At 64.0% G+C, this 21,071-nt stretch carries 32 protein-coding genes and 1 tRNA gene; 22 read left to right on the top strand and 11 right to left on the bottom strand.

Translation table 11 applies throughout. The features are described 5' to 3' along the window. Window position 1 precedes the first annotated feature (1 nt). Entirely contained in the window at window positions 2-400 is a 399-nt protein-coding gene (hspQ, locus tag ACGVWT_RS14745; protein WP_394427013.1) for a heat shock protein HspQ, read from the bottom strand. Between the two features lie 131 nt (window positions 401-531). On the opposite strand from hspQ, the gene ACGVWT_RS14740 reads away from it, so the two are divergent. Continuing rightward, window positions 532-621, top strand: a tRNA-Ser gene (locus ACGVWT_RS14740). Window positions 622-788: 167 nt separating this feature from the next. After that, on the top strand, window positions 789-2,237 hold the full coding sequence (locus ACGVWT_RS14735) for an integrase arm-type DNA-binding domain-containing protein (protein WP_315462901.1): 1,449 nt from the start codon (window positions 789-791) through the stop codon (window positions 2,235-2,237). Here the strand turns inward: ACGVWT_RS14735 and ACGVWT_RS14730 are convergent. The 9 genes from ACGVWT_RS14730 to ACGVWT_RS14690 all read right to left on the bottom strand — a co-directional run bounded on the left by ACGVWT_RS14730 (window position 2,234) and on the right by ACGVWT_RS14690 (window position 7,210). Continuing rightward, the gene (locus tag ACGVWT_RS14730; RefSeq protein WP_315462900.1) at window positions 2,234-2,569 is read right to left on the bottom strand and encodes a hypothetical protein; all 336 of its coding nucleotides are present in this window, start codon (window positions 2,567-2,569) and stop codon (window positions 2,234-2,236) included. The genes ACGVWT_RS14735 and ACGVWT_RS14730 overlap by 4 nt on opposite strands. A 94-nt stretch (window positions 2,570-2,663) precedes the next feature. After that, window positions 2,664-3,602, bottom strand: a complete 939-nt coding sequence (locus ACGVWT_RS14725) for a hypothetical protein (protein ID WP_315462948.1) — start codon at window positions 3,600-3,602, stop codon at window positions 2,664-2,666. Window positions 3,603-3,808: 206 nt separating this feature from the next. Next, entirely contained in the window at window positions 3,809-4,024 is a 216-nt protein-coding gene (locus ACGVWT_RS14720; RefSeq protein WP_315462899.1) for an AlpA family transcriptional regulator, read from the bottom strand. Window positions 4,025-4,028: 4 nt separating this feature from the next. Then, window positions 4,029-4,508, bottom strand: a complete 480-nt coding sequence (locus ACGVWT_RS14715; protein ID WP_315462898.1) for a hypothetical protein — start codon at window positions 4,506-4,508, stop codon at window positions 4,029-4,031. 31 nt (window positions 4,509-4,539) lie between these two features. Continuing rightward, entirely contained in the window at window positions 4,540-5,439 is a 900-nt protein-coding gene (locus ACGVWT_RS14710) for a UvrB/UvrC motif-containing protein (RefSeq protein ID WP_315462897.1), read from the bottom strand. Further along, entirely contained in the window at window positions 5,436-6,245 is an 810-nt protein-coding gene (locus tag ACGVWT_RS14705) for a hypothetical protein (protein ID WP_315462896.1), read from the bottom strand. The genes ACGVWT_RS14710 and ACGVWT_RS14705 overlap by 4 nt, the downstream gene beginning before the upstream one ends. After that, window positions 6,242-6,493 (bottom strand): hypothetical protein, encoded by a 252-nt coding sequence (locus tag ACGVWT_RS14700; protein ID WP_315462895.1) that lies wholly within the window; start codon window positions 6,491-6,493, stop codon window positions 6,242-6,244. Before ACGVWT_RS14700 ends, ACGVWT_RS14705 begins: the two co-directional genes overlap by 4 nt. Window position 6,494: 1 nt before the next feature. Next, the gene (locus ACGVWT_RS14695) at window positions 6,495-6,743 is read right to left on the bottom strand and encodes a hypothetical protein (RefSeq protein WP_315462894.1); all 249 of its coding nucleotides are present in this window, start codon (window positions 6,741-6,743) and stop codon (window positions 6,495-6,497) included. After that, complete coding sequence (locus ACGVWT_RS14690) at window positions 6,740-7,210, bottom strand: hypothetical protein (protein ID WP_315462893.1); 471 nt, start codon at window positions 7,208-7,210, stop codon at window positions 6,740-6,742. The genes ACGVWT_RS14695 and ACGVWT_RS14690 overlap by 4 nt, the downstream gene beginning before the upstream one ends. A gap of 148 nt (window positions 7,211-7,358) precedes the next feature. Here ACGVWT_RS14690 and ACGVWT_RS14685 point away from each other — a divergent pair, with 148 nt between their 5' ends. Next, window positions 7,359-7,787, top strand: coding sequence for an HIRAN domain-containing protein (locus ACGVWT_RS14685; RefSeq protein ID WP_315462892.1), 429 nt, complete (start codon window positions 7,359-7,361; stop codon window positions 7,785-7,787). Here ACGVWT_RS14685 and ACGVWT_RS14680 read toward each other — a convergent pair. Next, window positions 7,732-8,343 (bottom strand): S24 family peptidase, encoded by a 612-nt coding sequence (locus tag ACGVWT_RS14680; RefSeq protein ID WP_315462891.1) that lies wholly within the window; start codon window positions 8,341-8,343, stop codon window positions 7,732-7,734. The two genes, ACGVWT_RS14685 and ACGVWT_RS14680, sit on opposite strands and share 56 nt — an antisense overlap. Window positions 8,344-8,434: 91 nt before the next feature. On the opposite strand from ACGVWT_RS14680, the gene ACGVWT_RS14675 reads away from it, so the two are divergent. The 19 genes from ACGVWT_RS14675 (at window position 8,435) to ACGVWT_RS14585 (ending at window position 21,007) form a co-directional block, all read left to right on the top strand. Further along, window positions 8,435-8,641: a hypothetical protein gene (locus ACGVWT_RS14675; protein WP_315462890.1), complete on the top strand. Its 207-nt coding sequence runs from the start codon at window positions 8,435-8,437 to the stop codon at window positions 8,639-8,641. Next, complete coding sequence (locus ACGVWT_RS14670) at window positions 8,638-8,922, top strand: hypothetical protein (protein ID WP_315462889.1); 285 nt, start codon at window positions 8,638-8,640, stop codon at window positions 8,920-8,922. Before ACGVWT_RS14675 ends, ACGVWT_RS14670 begins: the two co-directional genes overlap by 4 nt. Beyond that, window positions 8,919-9,179 (top strand): hypothetical protein, encoded by a 261-nt coding sequence (locus tag ACGVWT_RS14665; protein WP_315462888.1) that lies wholly within the window; start codon window positions 8,919-8,921, stop codon window positions 9,177-9,179. Before ACGVWT_RS14670 ends, ACGVWT_RS14665 begins: the two co-directional genes overlap by 4 nt. Beyond that, window positions 9,176-9,661: a hypothetical protein gene (locus tag ACGVWT_RS14660; protein WP_315462887.1), complete on the top strand. Its 486-nt coding sequence runs from the start codon at window positions 9,176-9,178 to the stop codon at window positions 9,659-9,661. The genes ACGVWT_RS14665 and ACGVWT_RS14660 overlap by 4 nt, the downstream gene beginning before the upstream one ends. A 40-nt stretch (window positions 9,662-9,701) precedes the next feature. Further along, window positions 9,702-9,866, top strand: a complete 165-nt coding sequence (locus ACGVWT_RS14655; RefSeq protein ID WP_315462886.1) for a hypothetical protein — start codon at window positions 9,702-9,704, stop codon at window positions 9,864-9,866. Window positions 9,867-9,946: 80 nt separating this feature from the next. Further along, entirely contained in the window at window positions 9,947-10,210 is a 264-nt protein-coding gene (locus ACGVWT_RS14650; protein WP_315462885.1) for a hypothetical protein, read from the top strand. Then, on the top strand, window positions 10,207-11,319 hold the full coding sequence (gene dnaN / locus ACGVWT_RS14645) for a DNA polymerase III subunit beta (protein WP_315462884.1): 1,113 nt from the start codon (window positions 10,207-10,209) through the stop codon (window positions 11,317-11,319). Before ACGVWT_RS14650 ends, dnaN begins: the two co-directional genes overlap by 4 nt. Window positions 11,320-11,321: 2 nt before the next feature. After that, the gene (locus ACGVWT_RS14640; protein WP_315462883.1) at window positions 11,322-11,681 is read left to right on the top strand and encodes a hypothetical protein; all 360 of its coding nucleotides are present in this window, start codon (window positions 11,322-11,324) and stop codon (window positions 11,679-11,681) included. Further along, window positions 11,681-12,940, top strand: a complete 1,260-nt coding sequence (locus ACGVWT_RS14635; protein ID WP_315462882.1) for a phosphoadenosine phosphosulfate reductase family protein — start codon at window positions 11,681-11,683, stop codon at window positions 12,938-12,940. Before ACGVWT_RS14640 ends, ACGVWT_RS14635 begins: the two co-directional genes overlap by 1 nt. Beyond that, entirely contained in the window at window positions 12,937-13,302 is a 366-nt protein-coding gene (locus tag ACGVWT_RS14630) for a VRR-NUC domain-containing protein (RefSeq protein WP_315462881.1), read from the top strand. Before ACGVWT_RS14635 ends, ACGVWT_RS14630 begins: the two co-directional genes overlap by 4 nt. 46 nt (window positions 13,303-13,348) lie before the next feature. Next, on the top strand, window positions 13,349-14,233 hold the full coding sequence (locus ACGVWT_RS14625; RefSeq protein WP_315462880.1) for a DUF1376 domain-containing protein: 885 nt from the start codon (window positions 13,349-13,351) through the stop codon (window positions 14,231-14,233). 40 nt (window positions 14,234-14,273) lie between these two features. Further along, entirely contained in the window at window positions 14,274-14,771 is a 498-nt protein-coding gene (locus ACGVWT_RS14620) for a hypothetical protein (protein WP_315462879.1), read from the top strand. After that, entirely contained in the window at window positions 14,768-15,073 is a 306-nt protein-coding gene (locus ACGVWT_RS14615; protein WP_315462878.1) for a hypothetical protein, read from the top strand. The genes ACGVWT_RS14620 and ACGVWT_RS14615 overlap by 4 nt, the downstream gene beginning before the upstream one ends. A 62-nt stretch (window positions 15,074-15,135) precedes the next feature. Beyond that, a complete protein-coding gene (locus tag ACGVWT_RS14610) occupies window positions 15,136-16,230 on the top strand; it encodes a hypothetical protein (protein ID WP_315462877.1) in 1,095 nt (364 codons plus the stop codon). A 116-nt stretch (window positions 16,231-16,346) separates the two neighbouring features. After that, a complete protein-coding gene (locus ACGVWT_RS14605; RefSeq protein ID WP_315462876.1) occupies window positions 16,347-17,057 on the top strand; it encodes a hypothetical protein in 711 nt (236 codons plus the stop codon). A gap of 124 nt (window positions 17,058-17,181) precedes the next feature. Next, on the top strand, window positions 17,182-17,361 hold the full coding sequence (locus ACGVWT_RS14600) for a hypothetical protein (RefSeq protein WP_394426992.1): 180 nt from the start codon (window positions 17,182-17,184) through the stop codon (window positions 17,359-17,361). Continuing rightward, on the top strand, window positions 17,361-18,053 hold the full coding sequence (locus tag ACGVWT_RS14595) for a hypothetical protein (protein WP_315462874.1): 693 nt from the start codon (window positions 17,361-17,363) through the stop codon (window positions 18,051-18,053). Before ACGVWT_RS14600 ends, ACGVWT_RS14595 begins: the two co-directional genes overlap by 1 nt. A 127-nt stretch (window positions 18,054-18,180) precedes the next feature. After that, a complete protein-coding gene (locus tag ACGVWT_RS14590) occupies window positions 18,181-18,849 on the top strand; it encodes a hypothetical protein (protein WP_394426989.1) in 669 nt (222 codons plus the stop codon). Beyond that, window positions 18,821-21,007 carry a phage terminase large subunit family protein gene (locus ACGVWT_RS14585; RefSeq protein ID WP_394427071.1) on the top strand — a complete coding sequence of 729 codons (2,187 nt, stop codon included), beginning with the start codon at window positions 18,821-18,823 and terminating at the stop codon, window positions 21,005-21,007. Before ACGVWT_RS14590 ends, ACGVWT_RS14585 begins: the two co-directional genes overlap by 29 nt. The last annotated feature ends 64 nt before the right edge of the window (window positions 21,008-21,071 follow it).

The raw sequence follows: 21,071 nt of genomic DNA, 5'->3' as shown, positions 1-21,071 counted from the left end.
GTCAGTGGCGGTGTTCGCGGCGCAACGCGTAGCGGCCGTCGGTAAAATCATCGAACAGGCCGGCGATCGCCGGATGGTCGACCGGCTCGTCGCTGTCGTCGACCACCAGATTCTGCTGGCTGACATAGGCGACGTAGCTCGAATCCATATTCTCGGCGAGCAGGTGATAGAAGGGCTGGTCCTTACGCGGCCGCACCGCCTCTGGGATCGCCTCATACCATTCATCGGTATTGGCGAAGACGGGATCGACGTCGAAGATCACGCCGCGGAAATCGAACAGGCGGTGCCGCACGACATCGCCGATCGAGAAGCGCGCATGCGCGATCGCCGGCGCATCGATCTCGACGACATTGGGGCGCCCCTGCGCGGGCAGGGTGCCGATAGGGTCATGACGGGGCATGCCCATAATTTAATCGTCTTTCCGCGCTGCACAAGCACAACGGCGCTTGCCACCGGAAAACCGAGCCGCTAAAGGCCCGCCCTCGACCGACGGATTGCGGGTCTCACCGACCCGCCAAAGACGTCTTCTGCGGAGAGGTGGCAGAGTGGTCGATTGTACCGCACTCGAAATGCGGCGTGCCTTTGCGGGCACCGAGGGTTCGAATCCCTCCCTCTCCGCCAATTTCTCTTCCATGGACGTCCATAGCCGTCCACACCCCCTTGAAAACTGCGGTTTTTGACCCTTTAACCGGGGTCGTGATGTCCATAGTCGTCCACTCGCGTCCACCCCATACCATGGCATGGCCCATGGTATCGGCGGCTTTCGCCATGGTATGGAGCCTCGAACCATGGCGCTGAACGATGCGAAGGTGAAAGCGGCGAAGCCCCGCGAGACGGCCTACAAGCTCACCGACGGCGGGCAGCTGTTCCTGCACGTCTCCCCCGCCGGCGGCAAGCACTGGCGGATGAACTACACCTTCGGGATCAACGCCGCCGGCAAGCCTGCGCAGAAGACGCTGACGATCGGTCCCTATCCAGTTGTTTCGTTGGGCGAGGCGCGCGAGGCGCGCGACGCGGCGAAGCGCCTGTTGCATGAGGGGCGCGATCCGGCTGTTGTGAAGCAGCTGACCCGCCGGGATCGATCGGCGGCGGCGGTGAATACGTTTCGGGTCGTTGCCGAGCGTTGGTTCGAGCTGAAGAGCGGCTGGTCCCTTGCGAAGCGCAAGGCTTGGCGCGAGCAGCACGGTTCCGCGCGCGTTCGCGACGCCGGGCACTGGTCTGACCCCAAGGTCCGCGGCTGGTCGGCCGTCCATGCAGACGACGTGTGGAAGTCGCTTGAACGCGACGCCTTCCCGGCCTTCGGCGATCTGCCCATCGCCGACATCGACACCGCTATGGTGCTCGACCTACTGAACGCCATCGTTGCCCGCGGCTCGATCGAGAGCGCCCAGCGCCTGCGTCAGCGCCTCTCCGACATTTTCGGCAGCGCGATCCCCCTCAAGCTGATCCGCGCGGATCCTGCGCCGGTGTCCTTATTGAAGCTGCTACCTGCCCGGCCGCGCTCGCGTCCGCAGCCATCGGTGGTGGATGACACCCAGAATAACGACGAGCGCATCCGCCGCGTCCGCAAGCTTCTTCGCGACGTTGAGGACAAGAGGACCCGCGCCACCACCAAGTTCGCGATGCGCCTCCTCGCGCTGACGGCTGTTCGGCCGGGTGAGGTCGCTGGCGCGGCGTGGACGGAATTCGAAGACTTGCGCGGTGCGGCACCTTTGTGGCGCATCCCGGCGGCGCGGATGAAGGGCGACGACGACCGGAAGCACGAGGTCGGCGGCGATCACCTCGTGCCGTTGTCACGCCAGGCGGTCGAGGTCCTCTCAGCGCTTGAACCGCTGACCGGCCGATATGCCCTATTATTCCCCAGCGAGCGATTTTCGCATCGGTCGATGTCGGAAAATACGCTCAATGCGCTGCTAAAGCGGGCCGGGTACGGCAATGAGCACGTTCCACACGGCTTCCGCGCCACTTTCTCGACGATCATGAACGAGATATTTGACCGTGCATGGCGCGAGGCGGGGCACAAGGGCGCGTCGCCGGATCGTGCGATCATAGACCTGATGCTGGCGCACGTCCCAGACGACAAGGTCGAGGGGGCGTACAACCGGGCTGCATACATGCCGCGGCGACGGGAGATCGCGCAGGAATATGCCGACCTCATCATCGTGGGGCTTGAGCCCCCAGAGGCGCAGCTCGGACGTCCGATTCGCTACGCGGCGACGGGGCCAGGGGAGGCCTAGCTGGCCGCCGAAGTATTGCCGGCGGTCGAAGTCGGTGGCGTGGACTGGTCGGGCTTCGTCGCGCTGACGTACAATGCCACCAAGGATATGATCAGCGCAGCGAGGCTGATCCAGAGTGATTTGGCAGCGGGTTGTCGCCATGATTCGATGACCCGAAGCTCAGACTCCAGAACGCTCTGGCCGTAAGGATAGGTGCCTTTGGCCTTTGCAAGCCGTTCGTGGATATAGTCTTCGGACCATCCGCGAACCGCCTTTGGCGTCGGATTTGGTTCCGGCACCACTATCCCATCAATGCGAGTTTCGGGCCGGCGACGTTTGCGAAATCGGATCATAGGGCGTCGTTACCGCGTCGCGGCGCCGTGCGCCAGTTGCTCACCGAGCCACGCCTGGACCTCGCATCCGCTCCAGCGGGCCGATCCGCTGCTCCTACAGGTGGCGGTCCAAGCCGAACACTCTGTTGAGATTGGCGTCAACTAGCACAGCCTCATCTCGAATTGCCTGATTCGTCGTCTCCTCAAGCGCCTGATCAATAAATTCCAGGAAGTCGCGTGCGTCAGTAAAATAGTTGCGAAACGCAGTTCGCACATCCTTCTTATTTCCCCGAACAGCGACAATATCTTTCTCGCCAAACATGGCGTCAATTTCCAGATCAAGCAACGCGGAAAGTGCTTCGCGATCAGTTGAGTATGCCCGTATTTCAAGGGGTTCGTCACGACTGAATATAAGAATGAGATTTTGTGACCTTCCCCTAAGAACCTCGTCGGAAGCGTTAAGGGCGCGTAGCATATCTATGAAGCCAAGATCGGTATCCAAAGCCGAAAACGCATTAACAAGATCGTTGTTTGATAGATCGGGAAGGGGGCCGCTCACGCCCTCCCACACACGAGCGATCAATTCACTCGCGAGGATCATAATCTGCTCGTAGCGCTTATCGCCCTCTTTGAATTTTGGATTGCTTTGCGTTACAAAGCCTATGACCTCAACGCACGTTGCCCAAGCATGCTGATATATGGTCCTGTATTGCAACTCTATTTGGAGCCCCTTATAGGCCGCCCCGCCTTTGCCTCGCACGTCGTAGACGTACACGTCATGTATGCCACGATACCCGTCAGGTTTGGGCGTCGTGATATAATCATATTTGTCGGGGTCGTTGCGGAGCTTGTGCTGGAATTTGGCGCTGTGCAGTCCGGCGCGGAAAACCCGCAAGGCGTCGATGTCTGGAAAGATAAGACGACATCCCGCAACGTCATCCATCCGATGTAGACGCATTTCCGGAAAGCGACGGAGTTTCCGGAATATCGTTGTGCGACGCTTATGACGCTGAGCCACCGCAATATCGAGACCGCGCGTCCGACCGCGGAGCATAGCCTGGAAGCTGTTTATGACGTACGCGTGGGCGCCTCTCCACAGGTTGAATACCCGCAGATCATCTGCCGACGCGTTTCCATCTCTGACAGCATCTCCAGCCCGACTTACGCGTTTGCGAGAACCGCCTGGATATTGTTGCTCAGTCGACATGCGGGATAGTCTAACAGCCTGAACGGGAGGCGCAATCTGACGCCGCCCAGCTTTCAGGCCGCTTGTCTGCTGCTGAGTTGCAAAGCGATCCACTCCTGGACCTCGCGTTCGCTCCAGCGCGTGGAGCTTCCCCCGGCTTTGCAGGCCTTCGGAAAGGTGCCAGCGCGCATCTTGCGGTAGATCATTGATTTGCCGATGCCAGCAACCACCTTGACCTCGTCGAGGCAGAGCAGACGATCAGCAGCTTCAATATTTCTCATCGCGCTCATCGCTTTACGCTTCCCCGCAACCACGGCCGATCAGCTCGCCATTGGCGCCGCCGGTGAACTCGCGCCAATGCACCCAGCCTTTCGGGCAGTGGAAGCCCCACTCGCGCAGCTTTGGCCCTGTCATGAACAGGGTGATCGCGCGCTCGCCGGGCAGGATCTCGAGACGGTGCGCCGCCTCAGCCGGCCGGCTGCCCGACCATCCTGCCTCGCGGAGGAACGAGCCGTCCGGGGTGTGCTCGACATACCGGCCCGCCAGCACGAACGAGGTGTTCGGCCAGGGATGGTCGTGCAGCGCGCGATCGTCGTCGCTGCGCAGGATCTCGTGCAGGTAGACGTTGCACTGCCTGTTGCGCGGCACCTGCCACCAGCGGCGCAGATACGGTGCGGACACCTCGCCGATGACGAAGTCGGGCGCGCGCTGCATCTGCGCCGCCGCCCAGGCGACCAGCTGGTCGGGCGTTGCATAGGCGATCGCGCTCCTCATGGCGCCTTCGTGCTTTCGAGTAGGATATCGCTCATGCGGCTTTCCTCAGGCTGTCGCGCAGGATGATCGCTCGTTCGAAGTTCTCGGTTTCGACGGCGGCGCGCAGCTCGCGCGTGAGGCGATCGATCCCACGCTTGGCGGGCACGACGCGGCGCGGCTCGGCGGCGGGGTCGTACTGGAACAGTTCGAACCGCGCCTTATGCGTGAAGTCGTTCGGACGCGGGCCGTAGACGACCGTCCACACACCGCCGATCCCGCCATAGACGCGGCCCCGGGCCAGCCGGCCGCCGCGATCCCGGAAATACCAGACGGACCCCTGCGCAGGCAGTGGGTTGGTGTCGCTGACCTGGTTGCTGTTGAGCTCGCTCGCGATCGGCCAGCCATCCTCGCCGCGCTTGAAACGGTGCCGGCTGGCGGCGCGATCCCATTCGCTGTCCCACCGCTGGTTGAAATAGCCGAGGGGATCGGCGACCGGCGAAACAGCCTGCGTGACGTCGGCAAAGCCGCGGTCGATCAGGTGGGCGCATGCCGAGCGCATCGCAGCCTCGTACGCCAGCCCCAGCAGGTACGGCATCTTGGCGCGACGGTCGAAGTCGTAACGGCCGCCGTTGCAGTTGACCGTCACGACCTCCTGATAGAACTCGACCTTGCAGCCAATGGGCCTCGCCTCGGCATGGAACCAGAGGTCGCCCGACGGGGTGGGGCGGGAGCCGACGCGATGATGTCGGCCGAGGCTCGGATAGTGCTGCTCGATCTTTGGATCGCGGGTGACGGTGAAGCCCTTGCCCTCCAGCACCAGCAACAGCCGATTGAAGGTTTCGTAGTCAGGCGCCTTCCACGTCATCGCGACGCCGCCGACCCGGTCGGGCTTGCTGCCGGCGGCGCTGACGATCAGCGCCGTGTCGTATATCTTGAAGCTGCGATCGGTCACGCGGCGGCTCCCTGAAGCAGATGGGTTTCGAGCATGAAGGGGAGGCAATGCGGGCCGCGCGGCATCACGGCCGTCGCCATGCGCCAGGCCGCCCCCTCTTCGAACCCCTCGGCGTCGATGTGATCGACGATGGCAGTTGCCGCGGCAAATGGGTCGCCGAGGATGCCTTCGAACGTCAGCCGCAGCATCGGCCGTCCCGACAGATCGGCGGCGGCGAGGGCGCGTCGCGCGCGTGGCTCATCCCGGCGGATCGACTGCGCCATCGCCTTGCGCATCGCGCGGCTGGGGTTCGCGTCGATCAGCTTGATCTGGCTGCGGCCCTGCTGTTCGGGATCGCGGGTCAGCCAGATCGTGCGGTAGGACTGCCCGGCCGGCGGCGGCACGCGCTGCGGGTCGAGCACCTTCACCGCGCAGCCCTCGCACCTCGCTATCCACGCGGCCGGGTTGAGGCTGCGTTGGCGATCGGTGTCCATATCCTCGAAATCGGGGAACGTGCCGATCGTGGTCATGCCGCCGGCCGCCAGCATCTGCATGACCATCGACGTGCCACAGCGGCCTAGGCCGGCGACGATCACGGTGGGTGGCGGCGTAACCGGCACCTGATCGCGCAGATTGCGGTAGTCGCCGTCGTGCCGCGGCCACAGGTGGGCCGTTTCGTTGCCGTCCCACCGGCGCCATTCGTCATCGCGAAGGCGGTGCGAACGCGCTACTTGGTCGGCGCTGACGTAATGGCGTTGTCCGTCGGTACGGGATATGACTTCCCCGCCGGCCACGACCCACTGGCGGGCCGGGTCGCGCCCGATCATGCGCGCACCTGAAGAGCTGGCGCGGCGGCGGCCTCGTCATCGCGGCGCTGGGGGAGTGCCGACGACACAAGCGCGTCCGAGGCGGCAGGGAGGAAGGGTGCGGGCACCGGGTCAATGTGGCCGGTGGCGAGACGCCAGATCCGGCGCCACTGCGGTGCGACCGTCTCAATTATCGTGAAGACGGCGACCTCTGCGATCGCGATCAGGCACAGCCAGCCGACGATGTGAAGGAAGGTGTCGCGGGTCATGTCAGACCTCCTGTGCGAGGGCGGCGGCGCGGGCATCCTCGACCCACTTCGCGCCGGCGGGGGTGGCGTGCCATGCCTCGACGCGGGGACGGGCGCGGGTGCCGCGATATTCGGCCAAGCCGTCGCGCTCGAGGGCGCAGAGGACGCTGTCGTTGCGGGACCTGTCCCACCCCTCCGGTCCGATGCGGCGGAGGTAGATGAGGAACTCCTCCTGCTTTTCCGACCGCGGGGCGGGTGCCGCGGCGATCATCGCGCGCGCTCCGGCCAGCCGGCGACGAAACCCGCGCACGCGCGATCGGCAGCTATCCGGCGCGCGGCGGCGCCGGGCAGCAGATCCTGCAGGCGAGTGATGTTGCGACGGATGGTCGCCTCGTCGGCGTAGGCTCCGTTCACCTCATCGACGAGCGCGCGAAGGTGATCGCCATGGGGGCGGTGGTCGTTGCCGCCGCCGCGGCGGGCGGCGAGGTCGGCGTTTATGAGTTGGAACAGCTGGTCGAGGTCGATCCCCAGCATGTCGCAGCGCGCCTGCATACCGCCGACCAGATCGTCGATCTGCTCCTTCAGCGGCGGGCGATGCGCGCTACCAGCGGGCAGCTCGAACAGCTTGGCGCTCAGCCGGCGCAGGTCAATGACGGCGGCGCGAAAATCCTCGACGGCGGCGTCGACGCGGGGATCGCGTTCGTCGCTCGGCCAATCGGTGCGTAGGGCGGTGGCCACGGGTGAAACCTCCATGCCGCGTCGTGCGGCTCGAGGTCAGATAGTGTGCAAAATCACACTGTGTCAATACGGAAATGTGCAACGTCACATCGTTCTTGCAATGTTCCAAGCCATTGGGGAGTTTGGCGCAGGAAGGGAGCGAGTCGTGATGGATGACGATCTGGGGCATTTTCGCGTGGCGGGCGTCTCCTTCTATCAAGATGCCCTCGAGCGCTGCTCTGCCGGCGAAGCCGTATTGTTTGTCCACGAGCCGGATAATCCCCACGATCAGCAGGCGATTCGCATTGTTTCGGCGCGGGGCGAAACGGTAGGATATGTTCCGCGCGGAGGCTGGGTCCATCACGTGGTTCACCAACAAGGGCGCGGCATTTCTGGCGTCTTCGCCAGCATTGGATACAGTCGCGCTTGTGTGCTGGGCGCGACCATAAGCGCCGTCGTTTGCGACGATGATCCGCAGGTGGCGTCCTATTTCCCCGATAGGGCGGCCCCAGTCCCGCCCCGCGGGGGCTTTCGCTATTGGATCAAAATCCCAGCCGGCGCCGCGCGGCTCGTGGAAGAACGAAAACGATCGGCGTAGCCCATTCCAGCTCGACGTCGACGATATCCTCTGCGTTCAATGACCGAAGGGTGAAGAAGCCAGGGCGCGAGCCATACGCAAGCTGCTTGATATAGGTTTCGCCAGTCACAAGCCGGGCGGCGCAGAACTCACCAATGTCCTCATCAATCACACCGTCATGTTCGCGTGCAATGTAGACGACGTCGCCAGATGAGTAGCGCGGCAGCATTGATGATCCGTCGACCTCGAGCGCCTCGACCGGGATCGCTAAGCCGGGTGGGCGGGGCGCGGTCCCCGCGTGGTCCTCAGCGTAGATTACGTTGCCGCCTGCGCCCACCCTACCCACGATCGAGACGCCGGTAGCTCCGACGATGTCGTCGATCGTGCTGTCTAGAGCGACCGCCAGCTTATGGAGGGTGCCGACCTTCATGTCGGATCCCTCGCGCTCGAAAATATCCCTGACCGCAGTTTCGCCAAGGCCGGCCTTTTTGGCCAACGGCTTCGCTTTGATGCCCTTTAGGTCCATCAGGCGACGGAGCTCGGCCTTCACGCGGGCAACTTCATAGGGTTCGGCCATGTGTGCTTTTTCACACGAATGCGACGAACGGCGAAAGGTGAGACGTTTCACACCTTGACGGTGTGATATTGCACACGTATTTGCTGTGGCCATGGCTCAGCTTCTCGCAGACGTCGAGGCTTTCCTCGAGCAGAACCCGCAGGTGTCAGCGACACGCTTCGGCGACGACGCGCTCGGCGACCGGCATTTCGTCCGGCAGTTGCGGCGCGGCCGTCGCGTTTGGCCCGAAACGGAGCAGCGCGTTCGGGATTTCATGACCGGGCACCTGCCCAGCGAAGCCGTCGAGGTAGCCGCATGAACCGCCGCTTATCCTTCTCGCGGCGGCGGCTCGATGACGGAGCTTGCGCATCGATCCCAGATGCGCAGTGTGTAGTCCGCCATGCTCTCACCATCGTCCGGCGCGCCACCGTATTCGGCCGCCATGATGTGGTCGAAAAGCTTCTGAGCAGCGGCCATTTCCGTCTGCGTGAGAGCGCGGTGCGGCACTCGGTTTTCCTTTCGTCGGTGTGGAGCAACCCGACGATGGCGGAAGGGGTCGCGCTGTCAAGGCGCGGCCCCGGAAGCGCGGTGCCCGCATGAGCACCTGCGATCGCTGCGGCATCGGCCCCTGGCATCCGGAGGCCTATAGTTGCACCCACACCGATTGCGCGATCCGTCGCGCTCAAGCTCTCCCCGCGGCCGCTGAAACCATGACGGGCGGCCGCCCCCTCGCCGGTGACGCGCGTACCTGCGTCACCGGCACCTTTGTCGATCAGCGCGCGGGCAACCGCGAGGCGGACCGCCTTGGGGGCGAAGTGGAGCGTTTCCCTGTTCATGTCGAAGGCTTTGCAGCATGACCGCGCCGCACATCCACAACCGCTACCGCACTGTTCCCGCATCGTTACTGCTTGAGACGCTCGGCAGCAGCCTCGAGACGATTAAGATGGAGGATGGGGCAACCGATGCCGACCTTGGTGCGGTGCTGGGAAAGCACGAGGACACCGCCGCGCGCTACCGCACCGCCCTGGGCGAGATGGGTGTCGTGTCGTTCCTCCGCGGCTGCCGGGAGTGGGACGGCCGATTCGCCAATGACGTCATGGGCCTTGTCGGCATGCGGATCAGCCCGATCGACGCGGCTGGAGCCTGCGAGGGTCGGACGGCGCTAAAGGCTCTAGCCGACCTAATGTCGAAAAAGGCGGCGGCGCTCGAGAACGACAACATCGTCGATGACGAAGAGCTCGATGGCATGTGGCCCGAGATCGAGGCCGTTTCCCGACACATTGACCGGCTGCGTGAGCAGCGCGCCAAGTCCCAACGACGCCTGCCTGCCCTGACCTGAGGATCTAGCCCGCGGGCAGCCGCCCGCCAGGAGTGACACCATGACGATGCGAACAGCGTCGATCCCGTCGAAGGGCGGGACGGCGGACGAACCTCTGCGTCCTGCGGCCAGCGCGCTCGCAACGCGCCTGTACGCGGTGAACGGCTGCGTGATGGGTTGGCACCCGGTGATCGGGCTGCCTGCCCGCCGGGGCGCCGCCGCATGAGCTGCGGTAAACACAGCAACGGCGCTAACGTGACTTCCGAACATTCGGAAGCAGTCTCGCGGCGCTTGTCGGTGCCACGGATGGCCGGCCTCGAAACCGCCTGCGAAATCATGTGCGACCGCGGCGGCTTCAAGAACGTCGCCGCGCTGATCGGGTGCAGCGAGCGCGGCCTGTACGACAAGCGACAGGGCAACACGACCATCACGGACTTCGAAGTCCGCATGCTCGCTCGCGAGCTGGCCAAGGTCGCCGAGCGCTGCGCCCGCGTGTCCGCAAACCTCTTCCGCGAAATTGGCGAAGGGCCTGTCGAGCCTGCCGCCCCGTCCATCGGAGCCATCGCATGACGAACATCGCCTTCGAAACCGACGCGCTTGCCGCCGCCCTGAGGGAGGTCCGCGGCGCAGTGCAACGCCGCAACACCATCCCGATCCTGTTCAACGTGCTGATCGAGGCGGAGCCGGGCCGCGTCCGCCTCACGACGAGCGACCTCGACGTGATGGTCAGCCGTACCCTCGCGGCGACGGTTGATCAGGAGATCGCATTCACGTTGGATGCGCATCGACTGGCCGATGTCGTCGGTTCCTTCACCCCAGGCAGTCAAACCACGATCCGTTACGATCCGCCGGCGGCGATGGTGTCATCAGGCCGCGCGCGCCTGCGGTTCGCCACCTTGCCCAAAAAGGACTTTCCGATCCTGCACCAGCAGTCGGTGAAGGCTCGGTTCACGCTTGACCCCAAAGTGCTGACGCGGGCGCTTGGCGTCGTGCGGCACGCCGTTTCGACCGAGGAGACGCGGTATTACCTCAATGGCGTCTTCCTCCATGCGAGCGAAGGCAAGCTCCGGTATGCCGCCACCGATGGCCACCGCCTGGCTCGGTACGTCGATGACCTGCCCGATGGCGCGGCAGCGCTGCCCGACACCATCCTGCGGACACGCTGCATCGATTTAGTCCGGGCCGCCGCCGATGCCCGTGACGTTCCGATCGAGATCGCCGTCGGTGACGGCAAGGTGACGATGTCGGCGGTGGATTACGTCATCGTTGCGAAAGTCGTCGATGGCACCTTCCCGGATTACACCCGGGTTATCCCGACGTCGAACGACAGAAAGCTCGTGATCGACCGCGATGCGATCACGGAAGCGATCGGGCGGGTAGCGACGGCCGTTTCGGACAAGGTGCGCGTCGTGAAGCTCGAGATCGAGCGCGATGTTACGCGAGCGTCCGTCACGTCAGCGGAGCATGGCGTCGCCGTCGACGAGGTGCCCTGCGAGTATAGCGGCGCGCCGCTGACGATCGGCTTCAATAGCCGCTACCTCCGCGATGCCCTGGCAGTGCTCGACGTCGACCATGTCGACTTCGCGCTCGGCGATCCCGCTGCCCCTGCACTCATCACCAGCCCCAAAGCGAGCGGCGTGTCGCTCGTCCTCATGCCCATCCGCGTTTCAGGAGAATAACCATGGCCGCCCATGCATCCTGCGACCGTTGTCCGACCGTCGTCGAAAAGGTTCTTTGCCCGGATCACGCCGAGCTCAAGTGCGACAGCTGCGAGCGCGTCTCCGATCGCCTGTTGTGCGAGGACTGTGCAGATGGCGAGTATGGCGATGATGGTGACCGACGTGCGCCGGACGACGATGATATCGTCGAGCTGCTGGAGAGGTCGGTCGTAAGCGATGACCTGCAGGATCTGGCGGCGGCGATCCGGCGCCGCGACCTAGTCGAATCTGAATACCTGCTCGACAAAGTTGCGAGCGCAGTTCCCGGTTGGTCCGACCGGGTTTCGCTCGGCCGCTATTCGCCGCGGGCGAAGGCGGCGTAGTGACCGACATCGGTGCCATGATCGAGCAGCACGCCGAGCAATTCGGCTATCGGCCTCGCTCGACCCGCAACCTGTTCTCCGGTGATGGCCCGCACATGCCAGTCGGCGAATGCGTCGAGCGGACGCTCATGAATATGCGCGCGCACGCGCTCGCCTATGACCATTGGATCTTCGCCTTCAGCGGTGGGAAGGACAGCACGACAGCGGTGACAGTTATTGTCACCCTCATCGAGATCGGCCACCTGCCGCGGCCAAAGTCGATCACGGTCATGTACGCGGACACCCGCATGGAGCTCCCCCCGCTCCAGGCATCGGCTCGCGCAATTATGGACCGGATGCGCGCCATGGGCATCACCGTCATGGAGGTGGTCGCTCCAATGGACGAGCGGTTCTTCGTCTACATGCTCGGTCGTGGCGTGCCGCCGCCGTCCAACACGTTCCGGTGGTGCACGCCCCAGATCAAAGTCGAGCCGATGACGGCGGCGATCGAGCGGCACATGGCCGGGCTCGACGGTCGCGCGCTCACCATCACCGGCGTTCGGCGTGGCGAGAGCGCGGCGCGTGACCAGCGCATCTCGCTATCCTGTTCGAAGAATGGCGCAGAGTGCGGGCAGGGGTGGTTGCAGACCGATCTCCCCGGCGCTCTCACCGACACCTTCGCCCCGATCGACCACTGGTCGCTCTGTATGGTGTGGGACTGGCTTACGGTCTTCGCGCCCTGGTCACAGTTCGGGGCATGGTCGACTGGCCTGCTGGCGGAGGGCTACGGCGGCGAGGAGGATATGCGGACCGGCTGCGTCGAATGCGCGCTGGTCGAGCACGACGGCGCCCTCGGCGCGGTGATGCGTATGCAGGGCTGGGATCATCTGAGCCCGCTTACAGAGCTGAAGCGCCTATACCGCGAATTGCGCAAGCCACAGCATCGCAAGCGCCAGCCTGGCGGACAGACGCGCAAGGACGGCTCGCTCCAGTCGAACCAGCAGCGCATGGGCCCGCTGACATTCGAGGCTCGCCTCTGGGCGCTCGACCGCGTTCTAGGCATCCAAGCGCAGGTGAATGAAGCGGCGGCGCGGCTTGGCCGTGAGGGCATGGTCCTGATCGACGCTGACGAGGAGGCGCGCATTCGCGAGCTGATCGCGCTCGAGACGTGGCCGAACGGCTGGACAGGCGGCGAGCCGAACGCGGACGTGTGGCTCGATACCATGCACAATGACGGGTCGGTGCAGCCCATCCTGTTTCGCGATCTGGTGGGCTCGTGAAGCCGCCCAAGCTCGCCGAGCGTCCGATCCAGCGCGCGAACGTCCACCTCCTCACGATGATGGGCTGTCACGTCGTTCACACGCCGAATGGGTCGCACCTCGCTGGCGATGAGCTGGCACGCGCCAAACAGACGGCGGCGCTGAAGGCCGACGGCGTACGACCGGGCTTCCCCGACCTCACCGTGATCGACCAGCGCGCGCTGCGCGTCGGTTTCATGGAGGTGAAGCGGGAAGGAAAGTCGACGCTTGATCCAGATCAGATCTGGTGGCGCGACGAGCTCCAGCGCCTTGGCTTCCCGTGGGCACTTATCAACACGCCGGACGGCGGCGCCTTGGCGCTGCGCGCGTGGGGGTGGCGATGACGCCGCTCCGTTCCGTCCACACCTCACCGCCCGCAAAGGATCGCGCATGACCGCGCCGCTGACACCCGCCGATGCGGACCTGCAGGACTTCCCGTTCATGCCGCTGCACGTCGCCCGGCTGCGCGACAGCGATCTCGCCGCCGAGGGCCACCCGGAGGCGTGCTGGTACGCCGTGCTGCTCTGGTCGGCGGCGTGGCATCAGCTGCCGGCCGGGTCTTTGCCGGCGGCGGACGCCGTGCTGGCGCGCCTATGCGGGCTGGGGCGCGACCTGAAGACGTTCCGCAAGCATCGCGCCGATGCGCTGCGCGGTTGGGTCGAGGCTGCGGACGGCCGGCTCTACCATCCGGTGGTCGCCGAGCAGGTGCTCGCCGCCTGGCGCAGCAAGGTCGAACAGCGTCACCGTGCCGAATGCGCGCGGGTGAAGAAGCATAACCAGCGCCACGAGACAGACGTGGCCGCGCCCGACTTCGTCACCTTCCTGTCCCAGCATTTCCCCGCCTCTGTCCCGCACCTGTCCCCAGGGACAGCAGCGCATGTCCTCGGGGACGAAGCCTCCAAGAGACAGAGAGAGGGACAGGGACAGAGAGATTCTAATTCCGATCCTACCGGATCGGGCGCCGCGGCGCCGCCGGCCGATCCCGAGAAGGTCATGTTCGACCAGGGGAGGGCCTTCCTGGCTGCCAACGCCATCGGTGATCCGAAGGCAGGCAAGCTGCTTGGCAGGTGGAAGGGCGAGTTCGGCGCGGAGGCGGTGATCGTCGCGCTGGGCAAGGCGCAGAGGGAAGGGGCCATCGAGCCCGTCAGCTACATCGAGGGAGTGCTTCGCAGTGGGAAACGATCTGACAATCGCGGCGGGCGGCAGCAACGGAGCGGTTTCCGCGACCCCCTTCTCAACCACTATGCTGGCGGCGCAGATCCCGGCCTGGGTTGACCGTCACGCGCTCGATGCCAGCTTCCCGCATGGGTACGGCATGCCGATCCCCGCCGGTTCTGGCGAGGGCCTGCGCGCTGCCGCGATGATGCATGCCGAGGCACTTGCCCCCAGCACCAGCGCTGAGCGTCATGCCGTGCTGTTCGGTATGCGCAGCAGCACGATCATCCGCGATGAGGATGCCAAGGAAGCGGACGCGACCCTGAAGCTGCTGCGCGCCCATCTGGACGACGTGCCGCTCGACATCCTGCAGGCGGCGTGCCGCGCATATTGCAATGTGCCTGGCCGGCGGTTTTTCCCGAAGTCGGCCGGCGAGCTGCGGACCTTCATCAACCCCATGCTCTATGAACGCCGCGCGCGCGCCATGCGCCTCTCGCGCCTTGCCGATGAGGCGGAACGCGCGGAAGCCCGCGCCGCTGAGCTCGCCGCCGATCCGCTGACCCCGGAGGCGATGCGCGAGATCATCGCAACGGCGAAGCTGAAGGCGTCGAGCGCTGCGCGCATCATGCCGGGGATGGCGGCGCGGGAGGCGGCGTGAACGAGCAGACGATCCCGCGTGCCGTTCGGATCGACGTCAAGATCGTGTCGTTCGTGCGCGCCTTCCGCCTGACATACGACCGCGGCCCCAGCCTCCGTGAGATCATGCTCGAGGTCGGGGCGGGGTCGAAGACGGCGGTCAGTCGCGCGGTGGCGCGGCTTGTGGCGGCAGGGCGGCTGGTGCGGCACGCCGATGGGCTAGCGGTGCCTGGAGACGTAGAGGCGGCAGTCGCTTTGCTTCATAAGCGGGGCTGGCAAGTTATCGCGCCACTACAGCAGTCGAGCGACAGCGCCATGGCGTGATTTGACTATTGCTTGTGGTCATCACGCCGTCATGCCAGTTTGAGACGCATGAAAGTCTCACTATGATCCGCCGGCCTACAACGATAGTTATCGGTGCTGGTTCAAGTTGTGAACTCGGCCTTCCGTCAGGCGCTGAACTGCGTCGATTAATCGCGAAGTCTCTCGAGCCCGATTACAGCAACGCTTGGCGTTTCCGGGAGGAGCGCCTGCAACGTGCGTTACGCGGAATGTTGGGTGTCAATGGACACCTTAATCAAGACAGAATGTTCGCACTTGCCGACGCCGCCCATAAGATTCAAGTGGGCATGAGCGTTGCTGCATCTATAGATAATTATCTCCATACTCACCAAGATGATGCAGATATCAATATGCTTGGGAAGTATGGTATAGCGGCTAACATACTACTGGCTGAGCGGGAAAGCCTACTCTTTGAGAAATCGCATCGGCCGCCATTCAATCACGTAAATCGACTTGATACGTTGCAGGGTAACGATTTCCAACGAATTAGCTGGTTTCCCGATCTTGCCCGCTGGCTTTTTACAGGTGTGGATAAAAAATATCCTGAGAGAGCGTTCAAAGATCTCCGATTTGTAGTATTCAACTACGATCGGTGTTTGGAGCAATTTCTTTGGCTAGCCGTTCAAGCCTACTTTGATATTGCCTCAGCAGAAGCAGCATTTTTGATAGGAAATTTGGATGTAGTGCATCCGTATGGCTCGGTGGGAAATCTACCTTGGCAATTGGCGTCAACGGAAAACGGGAGTGTAGAATTCGGGGAAGACGAACCAGAAAAGCTGTTTCGCGTAGCCGCCAATATTAAGACTTTCACGGAGTCCGTAGCGGCAGATGTTGATGAGAAAGTTAGGCAGTACATCGCAGCATCGCATGTTACGTTGTTTATGGGGTATGGATTTGCCGAGCAGAATAACGATCTACTGAGGCCGCCCAATCGAGGACAAAGTGCGCGAGCCTTCGCAACAGCATTTGGCCTTTCCGATGCGGATCGTCATATGATCTACGATGCTATCGGAGATATCACTATGGCCGGCGCCGGTGCGTGGAATGACTTGTCGCGGAACGGTATACCGGTTTTTTTGGAAAGTGGGACCTGCAGAGATCTTATGCAGCATCACTCTTTGCAATTATCACTCCGCTAGCCGAACTTGGCCGGCAAAGCGGAACGGAATGGCAACTATCGCGCTACCGTTGCCCGGTTCACAACGGGTTAGCGATGAGCGCTCCCCGGCGAGCATTGCGGCCGGGGGAACGTGTAATGATGCACCAGAGGATCGAAGGGCAGGCCGGCGCAGCGGTCGTGGCGGCAGAGCGGTGGTGCATATTGCGCACCTCAATCTCCCGCACGCTGCCGCTGGCCGAGGCGCTGCTGGCGATCGGCATTGACGCGTGGTCGCCGCGGCGAACCGTAAAGCGACCTGCGCCACGCAGCGGGCGTCGCTATGTCATGGGGCAGCGGCGGATCATGGTCGAGGTGACGGTGCCCATTCTCCCGGGCATCGTATTTGTTGACGCGCGTCGGCTTCACGACGCCATCTCTGTCAGCCTCATCCCGTTCGGACCGCTCCCGGAATTCTCGATAATGCAGGTCGCCGGGCGCGCGCCAGAGATCGGCGCCGCCGCGATCCGCGGGCTGCTCGACGCCGAAGCGGAGGCCACGGCCAGCATCATCGCCGAGCGGGAAGCCGACAATCGCGAAGCGGCGCGGCGGGAGCGGGCTGAGCGCATGGGGCGAGAGCGTGAACGGCGGAAGGCGCTGCGGCGCGAACGCAAGGCGTTCAATCCCGGGGCGGAGGTGGAGGTGACGGACATGCCGGCGCTCGCGGGCATGACGGGTGTGATTGTGGAAAGCAAAGGCGCTACAGCCAAGGTCCATTTCGGGGGCGCGCTGACCCTTACGGTAGAGGCTTGGCAGATCGTATCAACTGGCGTACATAGCGCGAACACCTTCGATAGGGCCGCTGCCTGAGCAGCTGAGGGGAAAGACGATGTGGAGCTCCATGCTCTTCCGCATCCCCAGCCGAACCATCTGACGCACGGCGCGTCGATGGAAGTCCGAAGGCTACCGAAGTTTCGGAAGTTGGGAGGCGTGAATGCCCCAGCCTGCTACGACCGCGATGATCCTCGAGCGCCTCGCAGGTGAACTGCACAGCGCCGCGTTCGACTTCGCCGATGCTGTGGAAACCCACGGTCGCGCTGAGGAGCGCATTGAGAACGTAGAGCGCATCGCGGCGGAAGCCCGCGCCGCCGTGCGGGGCCGCGGCCGGGCCTGATGCCGGTCGGGATCAGCATTAAGGCCGACCTCAAACCACTGCACCGCGCGATGATCGCGCTTGGCGCGCAGCAGGTCCCGTTCGCGATGTCGCTGGCGCTGAACCACCTTGCTCGCGGCGTCGCCGCTGGCGAGCAGGACGCGATCAACGACACGTTCGACACGCCGACACCATTCACTCAAAAGGCAACCCGCATCGAGGTCGCGACGAAATCTCGGCCGGTGGCTACCGTCGCGTTCAAAGACATCCAAGCTAGCTACCTCGAGCCATACGTCGTGGGTGGCAATCGTTCGCTCGGCACCAAGCGCGGGATGCTCGCCCCTCGTGCCGTTGGCCTCAATCAGTACGGCAACCTGTCGAAGGGCAAGCTGGCCTCGCTGAAATCAAAGCCCGGCGTGTTCATTGGGCCGGTGACGCTAAAGAACGGACGTACGATCAACGGGGTATGGCAGCGCGGTAAGACGAAGCGAGGCGAGCGCTACAAGGGCGGTGGCGAGTACAGCACTCGAGGGAAGCTGAACAAGATTGGTGGCGCTCGCACGACGCTGAAGCTGCTGATCCAGTTTGAGGACACGACGCCAGTCCGCAAGCGCCTGCCTTTTGATAGGGTGGCGCGGACGTACATCGAGCGGCACGCCGCCGCCGCCTTTGACCAGGCACTGCGCCGCGCCCTCGCAACCAAGCGGCGCTAGACGACCCCGAATGGGTCCCTCCTGCCCCCTTCTGCAACGAGGGTAATTGCGCACCCCGATGCTCGCCCAGCTACGGGGGCGAAAAGTTTGTTGCGGGGGGTCGCTTGTTGCGGGGGAGGGGGCGCGGATGACGCTGCTGTCGATCACGGCCTATGCGGAAACGCACAGCATGAAGCGGCAGGCGGTTCAGAACTGGATAAAGCGCGGTTTTATCACGCTTTCCGGTAAGCTGGTCGACGTGCGCGCCTCCGACGAAGCGCTGCGCAAAGCTGGGCTCGGCCGGTTCAAATTGGAGGCCGCAACAGCTGCTCCCGCACCCGCAACAAGCCCCCGCAACAGCGGGCGCAACAAGAAACGCAACAAGTCTGCTGTTGCGCCTGAGGTTGTTGCGGTCATCGACGAGGTCGTTGCCGACTTCAAAGCGGCCGCGGAAGACGACGAGATCGACGAGGCGATCGCTACCGGCTTCATCGAAGAGCTGCTCGCAGGGCAGTTTCGATCCAAGGTCGAAGCGGTCGCGATCAAAGAGAATGCCCTCGCGCTGAAGCACCTGCTCGCCGCGCAGAAGGAGGCCAGCAAGCTCGTTGAGATCGAGGTTGCCGAGGCGGTGATTTTCGATGACCGGCGCGCCGCGCGCGACGCGTGGATGGCGTTCCCTTCGCGGTTCGCGCCCCTGCTCGCCGCCGATCTCGATATCGATGGCGCCACGCTGGCGGAGGCGCTGAAGCCGTATGTCCACCAGCAGCTTGATGAGCTCGGCGAGCCGGATCTCGACTTCACCGCCGTCGAAAGCTGATCGTCTCCGCCGAGCTAGTCGACGAGGTTGGACGCCGCCGCCGCGTATCAGCCTGCCTGAATGGGCAGATCGATATCGCGTCCTCGCCAAGGAGGCGGGGAGCACCTCGGGCAAATATCGTACCGGGCGTGTGGAAATCGCCCGCGGGCCGATGCTGGCAGCGACGGAGCCAGGCTGCCGCAAGATCTCGGCGATGGTCGCGACGCAGCTGCTCAAAACGACGCTGATCGAGAACATCACCGGGTATCACGCCCATCTCGACCCCTGTCCGATGCTGATCGTCCAGCCGAAGGACACGGCGGCCCTCCAGTTTTCGAAGGAGCGCGTGGCGCCCTTCATCAAAGCGACGCCGGTCCTACGGGGCCTGGTCGGCGCCTCCAAGACGCGCGACGCCGGCGACACGCTGGATTACAAGGCCTTCCCCGGCGGTTTCCTCGGCATCGTCGGCGCCGGCAGCCCCGACAACCTCGCCCGCCGGCCGATCCGGATCATCCTCTTCGACGAGGTCGACAAGTACGCGCCCCTGAAGGAGGGCGACCCGCTCCTCATCGGCGCCGAGCGCCTCGCCACGTTCGAATCAAACTCGCTCGACGTTGCGGTCTGCTCGCCGACGGTCACGGGCGAGAGCAAGATCGAGGTTCGCTTTAACCAGTCCGACCAGCGTCGCGCTTCGGTCGCCTGCCCGCATTGCGGTCATCGCCAATTCCTAGACTTCTTCCGCCATGTGCATTGGGAGAAGGGCAAGGACGGCAAGACGCACCGCCCGGAAACGGCGCAGGTCTACTGCGAACGCTGCAATGAGAGCTGGACCGAAGGTCAGCGCCTGCGCGCCCTCGGCACAATCCGTTGGCATCAGACGCGTCCGTTCGAATGCTGCGGCGTGTTCCAGAAGCCGCTCGATCGCTACGAGGCCGCGTGGCATAGCGATACCGGGTCGGCGGCGGTTGATCGCATCTGGGACTGGTGGGAAGGCCCTCGCCACGCCGTCTATAGGGCAAAGTGCAGCGAATGCGGCACCTGGGCCGTGCCAAACATCCATGCCGGTTTCCAGGCGGGCAAGCTCTATAGCCCGTGGCAAAACGATTCCCCGCCGCGGATGGCAGAGAAGTTCCTCGCCATCACGGACGAGGACGGCAAGCTCACCTTCTACAACACCCAGTTGGCGCTGACCTATCGCAAGCACATGGCCAAGCAGGTCGATGGGCATGCGCTACTCGCCCGCCGCGAGAATTGGCCCGAAGGGTTCGTGCCCAACGGCGTCGCGATGCTGACCGCCGGCATCGACACGCAGGATTACCGCATCGAGATCGAAGTTGTCGGCTGGGGCCGCGACGAGGAAAGCTGGTCGATCGAGCATCACGTCATCGACGGCGAGATGAGCGATCCCGATGTTCGCGCCCAACTGGAACGGTTCCTATCGCGGACGTGGTATAGAGCCGACGAGCGTCCGTTCACGATTGCCGCGGCGTGCCAGGACAGCGGCGGCCACCACACGGACGCTGTTTACACGTTTTCGAAGGAAAACCTGCGACGTAAGTGGTGGGCAATCAAAGGCGAGAGCGCGCGGACGGGTTTTCGTAATCCGCTGTGGCCTACCAAACGGCCGTCGTCGCGGTCGAAAAAGACCTTCCGGCCCATCATTCTCGGCGTGAACGCCGGTAAGGACACCATCCTTCAGAGCTATCTACCCAAGCCCACGCCTGGGCCTGGGTACATGCACTTCAACGGGGATTGGGACCTCCCCGCCTTCGAACAGCTCACCTCCGAGCAGATCGAAATTAAAGGCGAAGGTTCGCAGAAAATCCGCCGTTGGGTCCCGATCGCTGGGCGAGCGAACGAACGCCTCGACTGCCGCGTCTATGCGCTCGCCGCGCTTCGCGGCTTAATGCACACTGGCCTGAAGCTGAACCGTGAGGCGGACAAGGTCGGCGCGGAGGTGACGCCGCATACCGAGGTGGTCGGCGATCCTGATGATGGGGATCGCGACGAAAGCGACCACCTCCCCGACGCTGAAGCGCCGCCGACACCGGCGATGCCGATCTCATCGCCAGCGCCACAGGCGACAACCGCTGCTGCTCCGGTTGTGTCAGTCACCAGCGCCGCACCGGCCAAAAAACTGTCGCTGGGCGCCCGGCTGGCAAGAGGAGGACGGCCATGAGCCTATTCGACGGCCTGCCCGAACCGCAGCTGCGCGCCGCCCTGGCGTCTGCGCAAGCGGCTCT

The sequence above is a fragment of the Sphingomonas sp. S6 genome (assembly GCF_043498045.1).
Classification (GTDB): Bacteria; Pseudomonadota; Alphaproteobacteria; order Sphingomonadales; family Sphingomonadaceae; genus Sphingomonas.
This window is presented reverse-complemented; position numbering and strand designations above follow the sequence as displayed.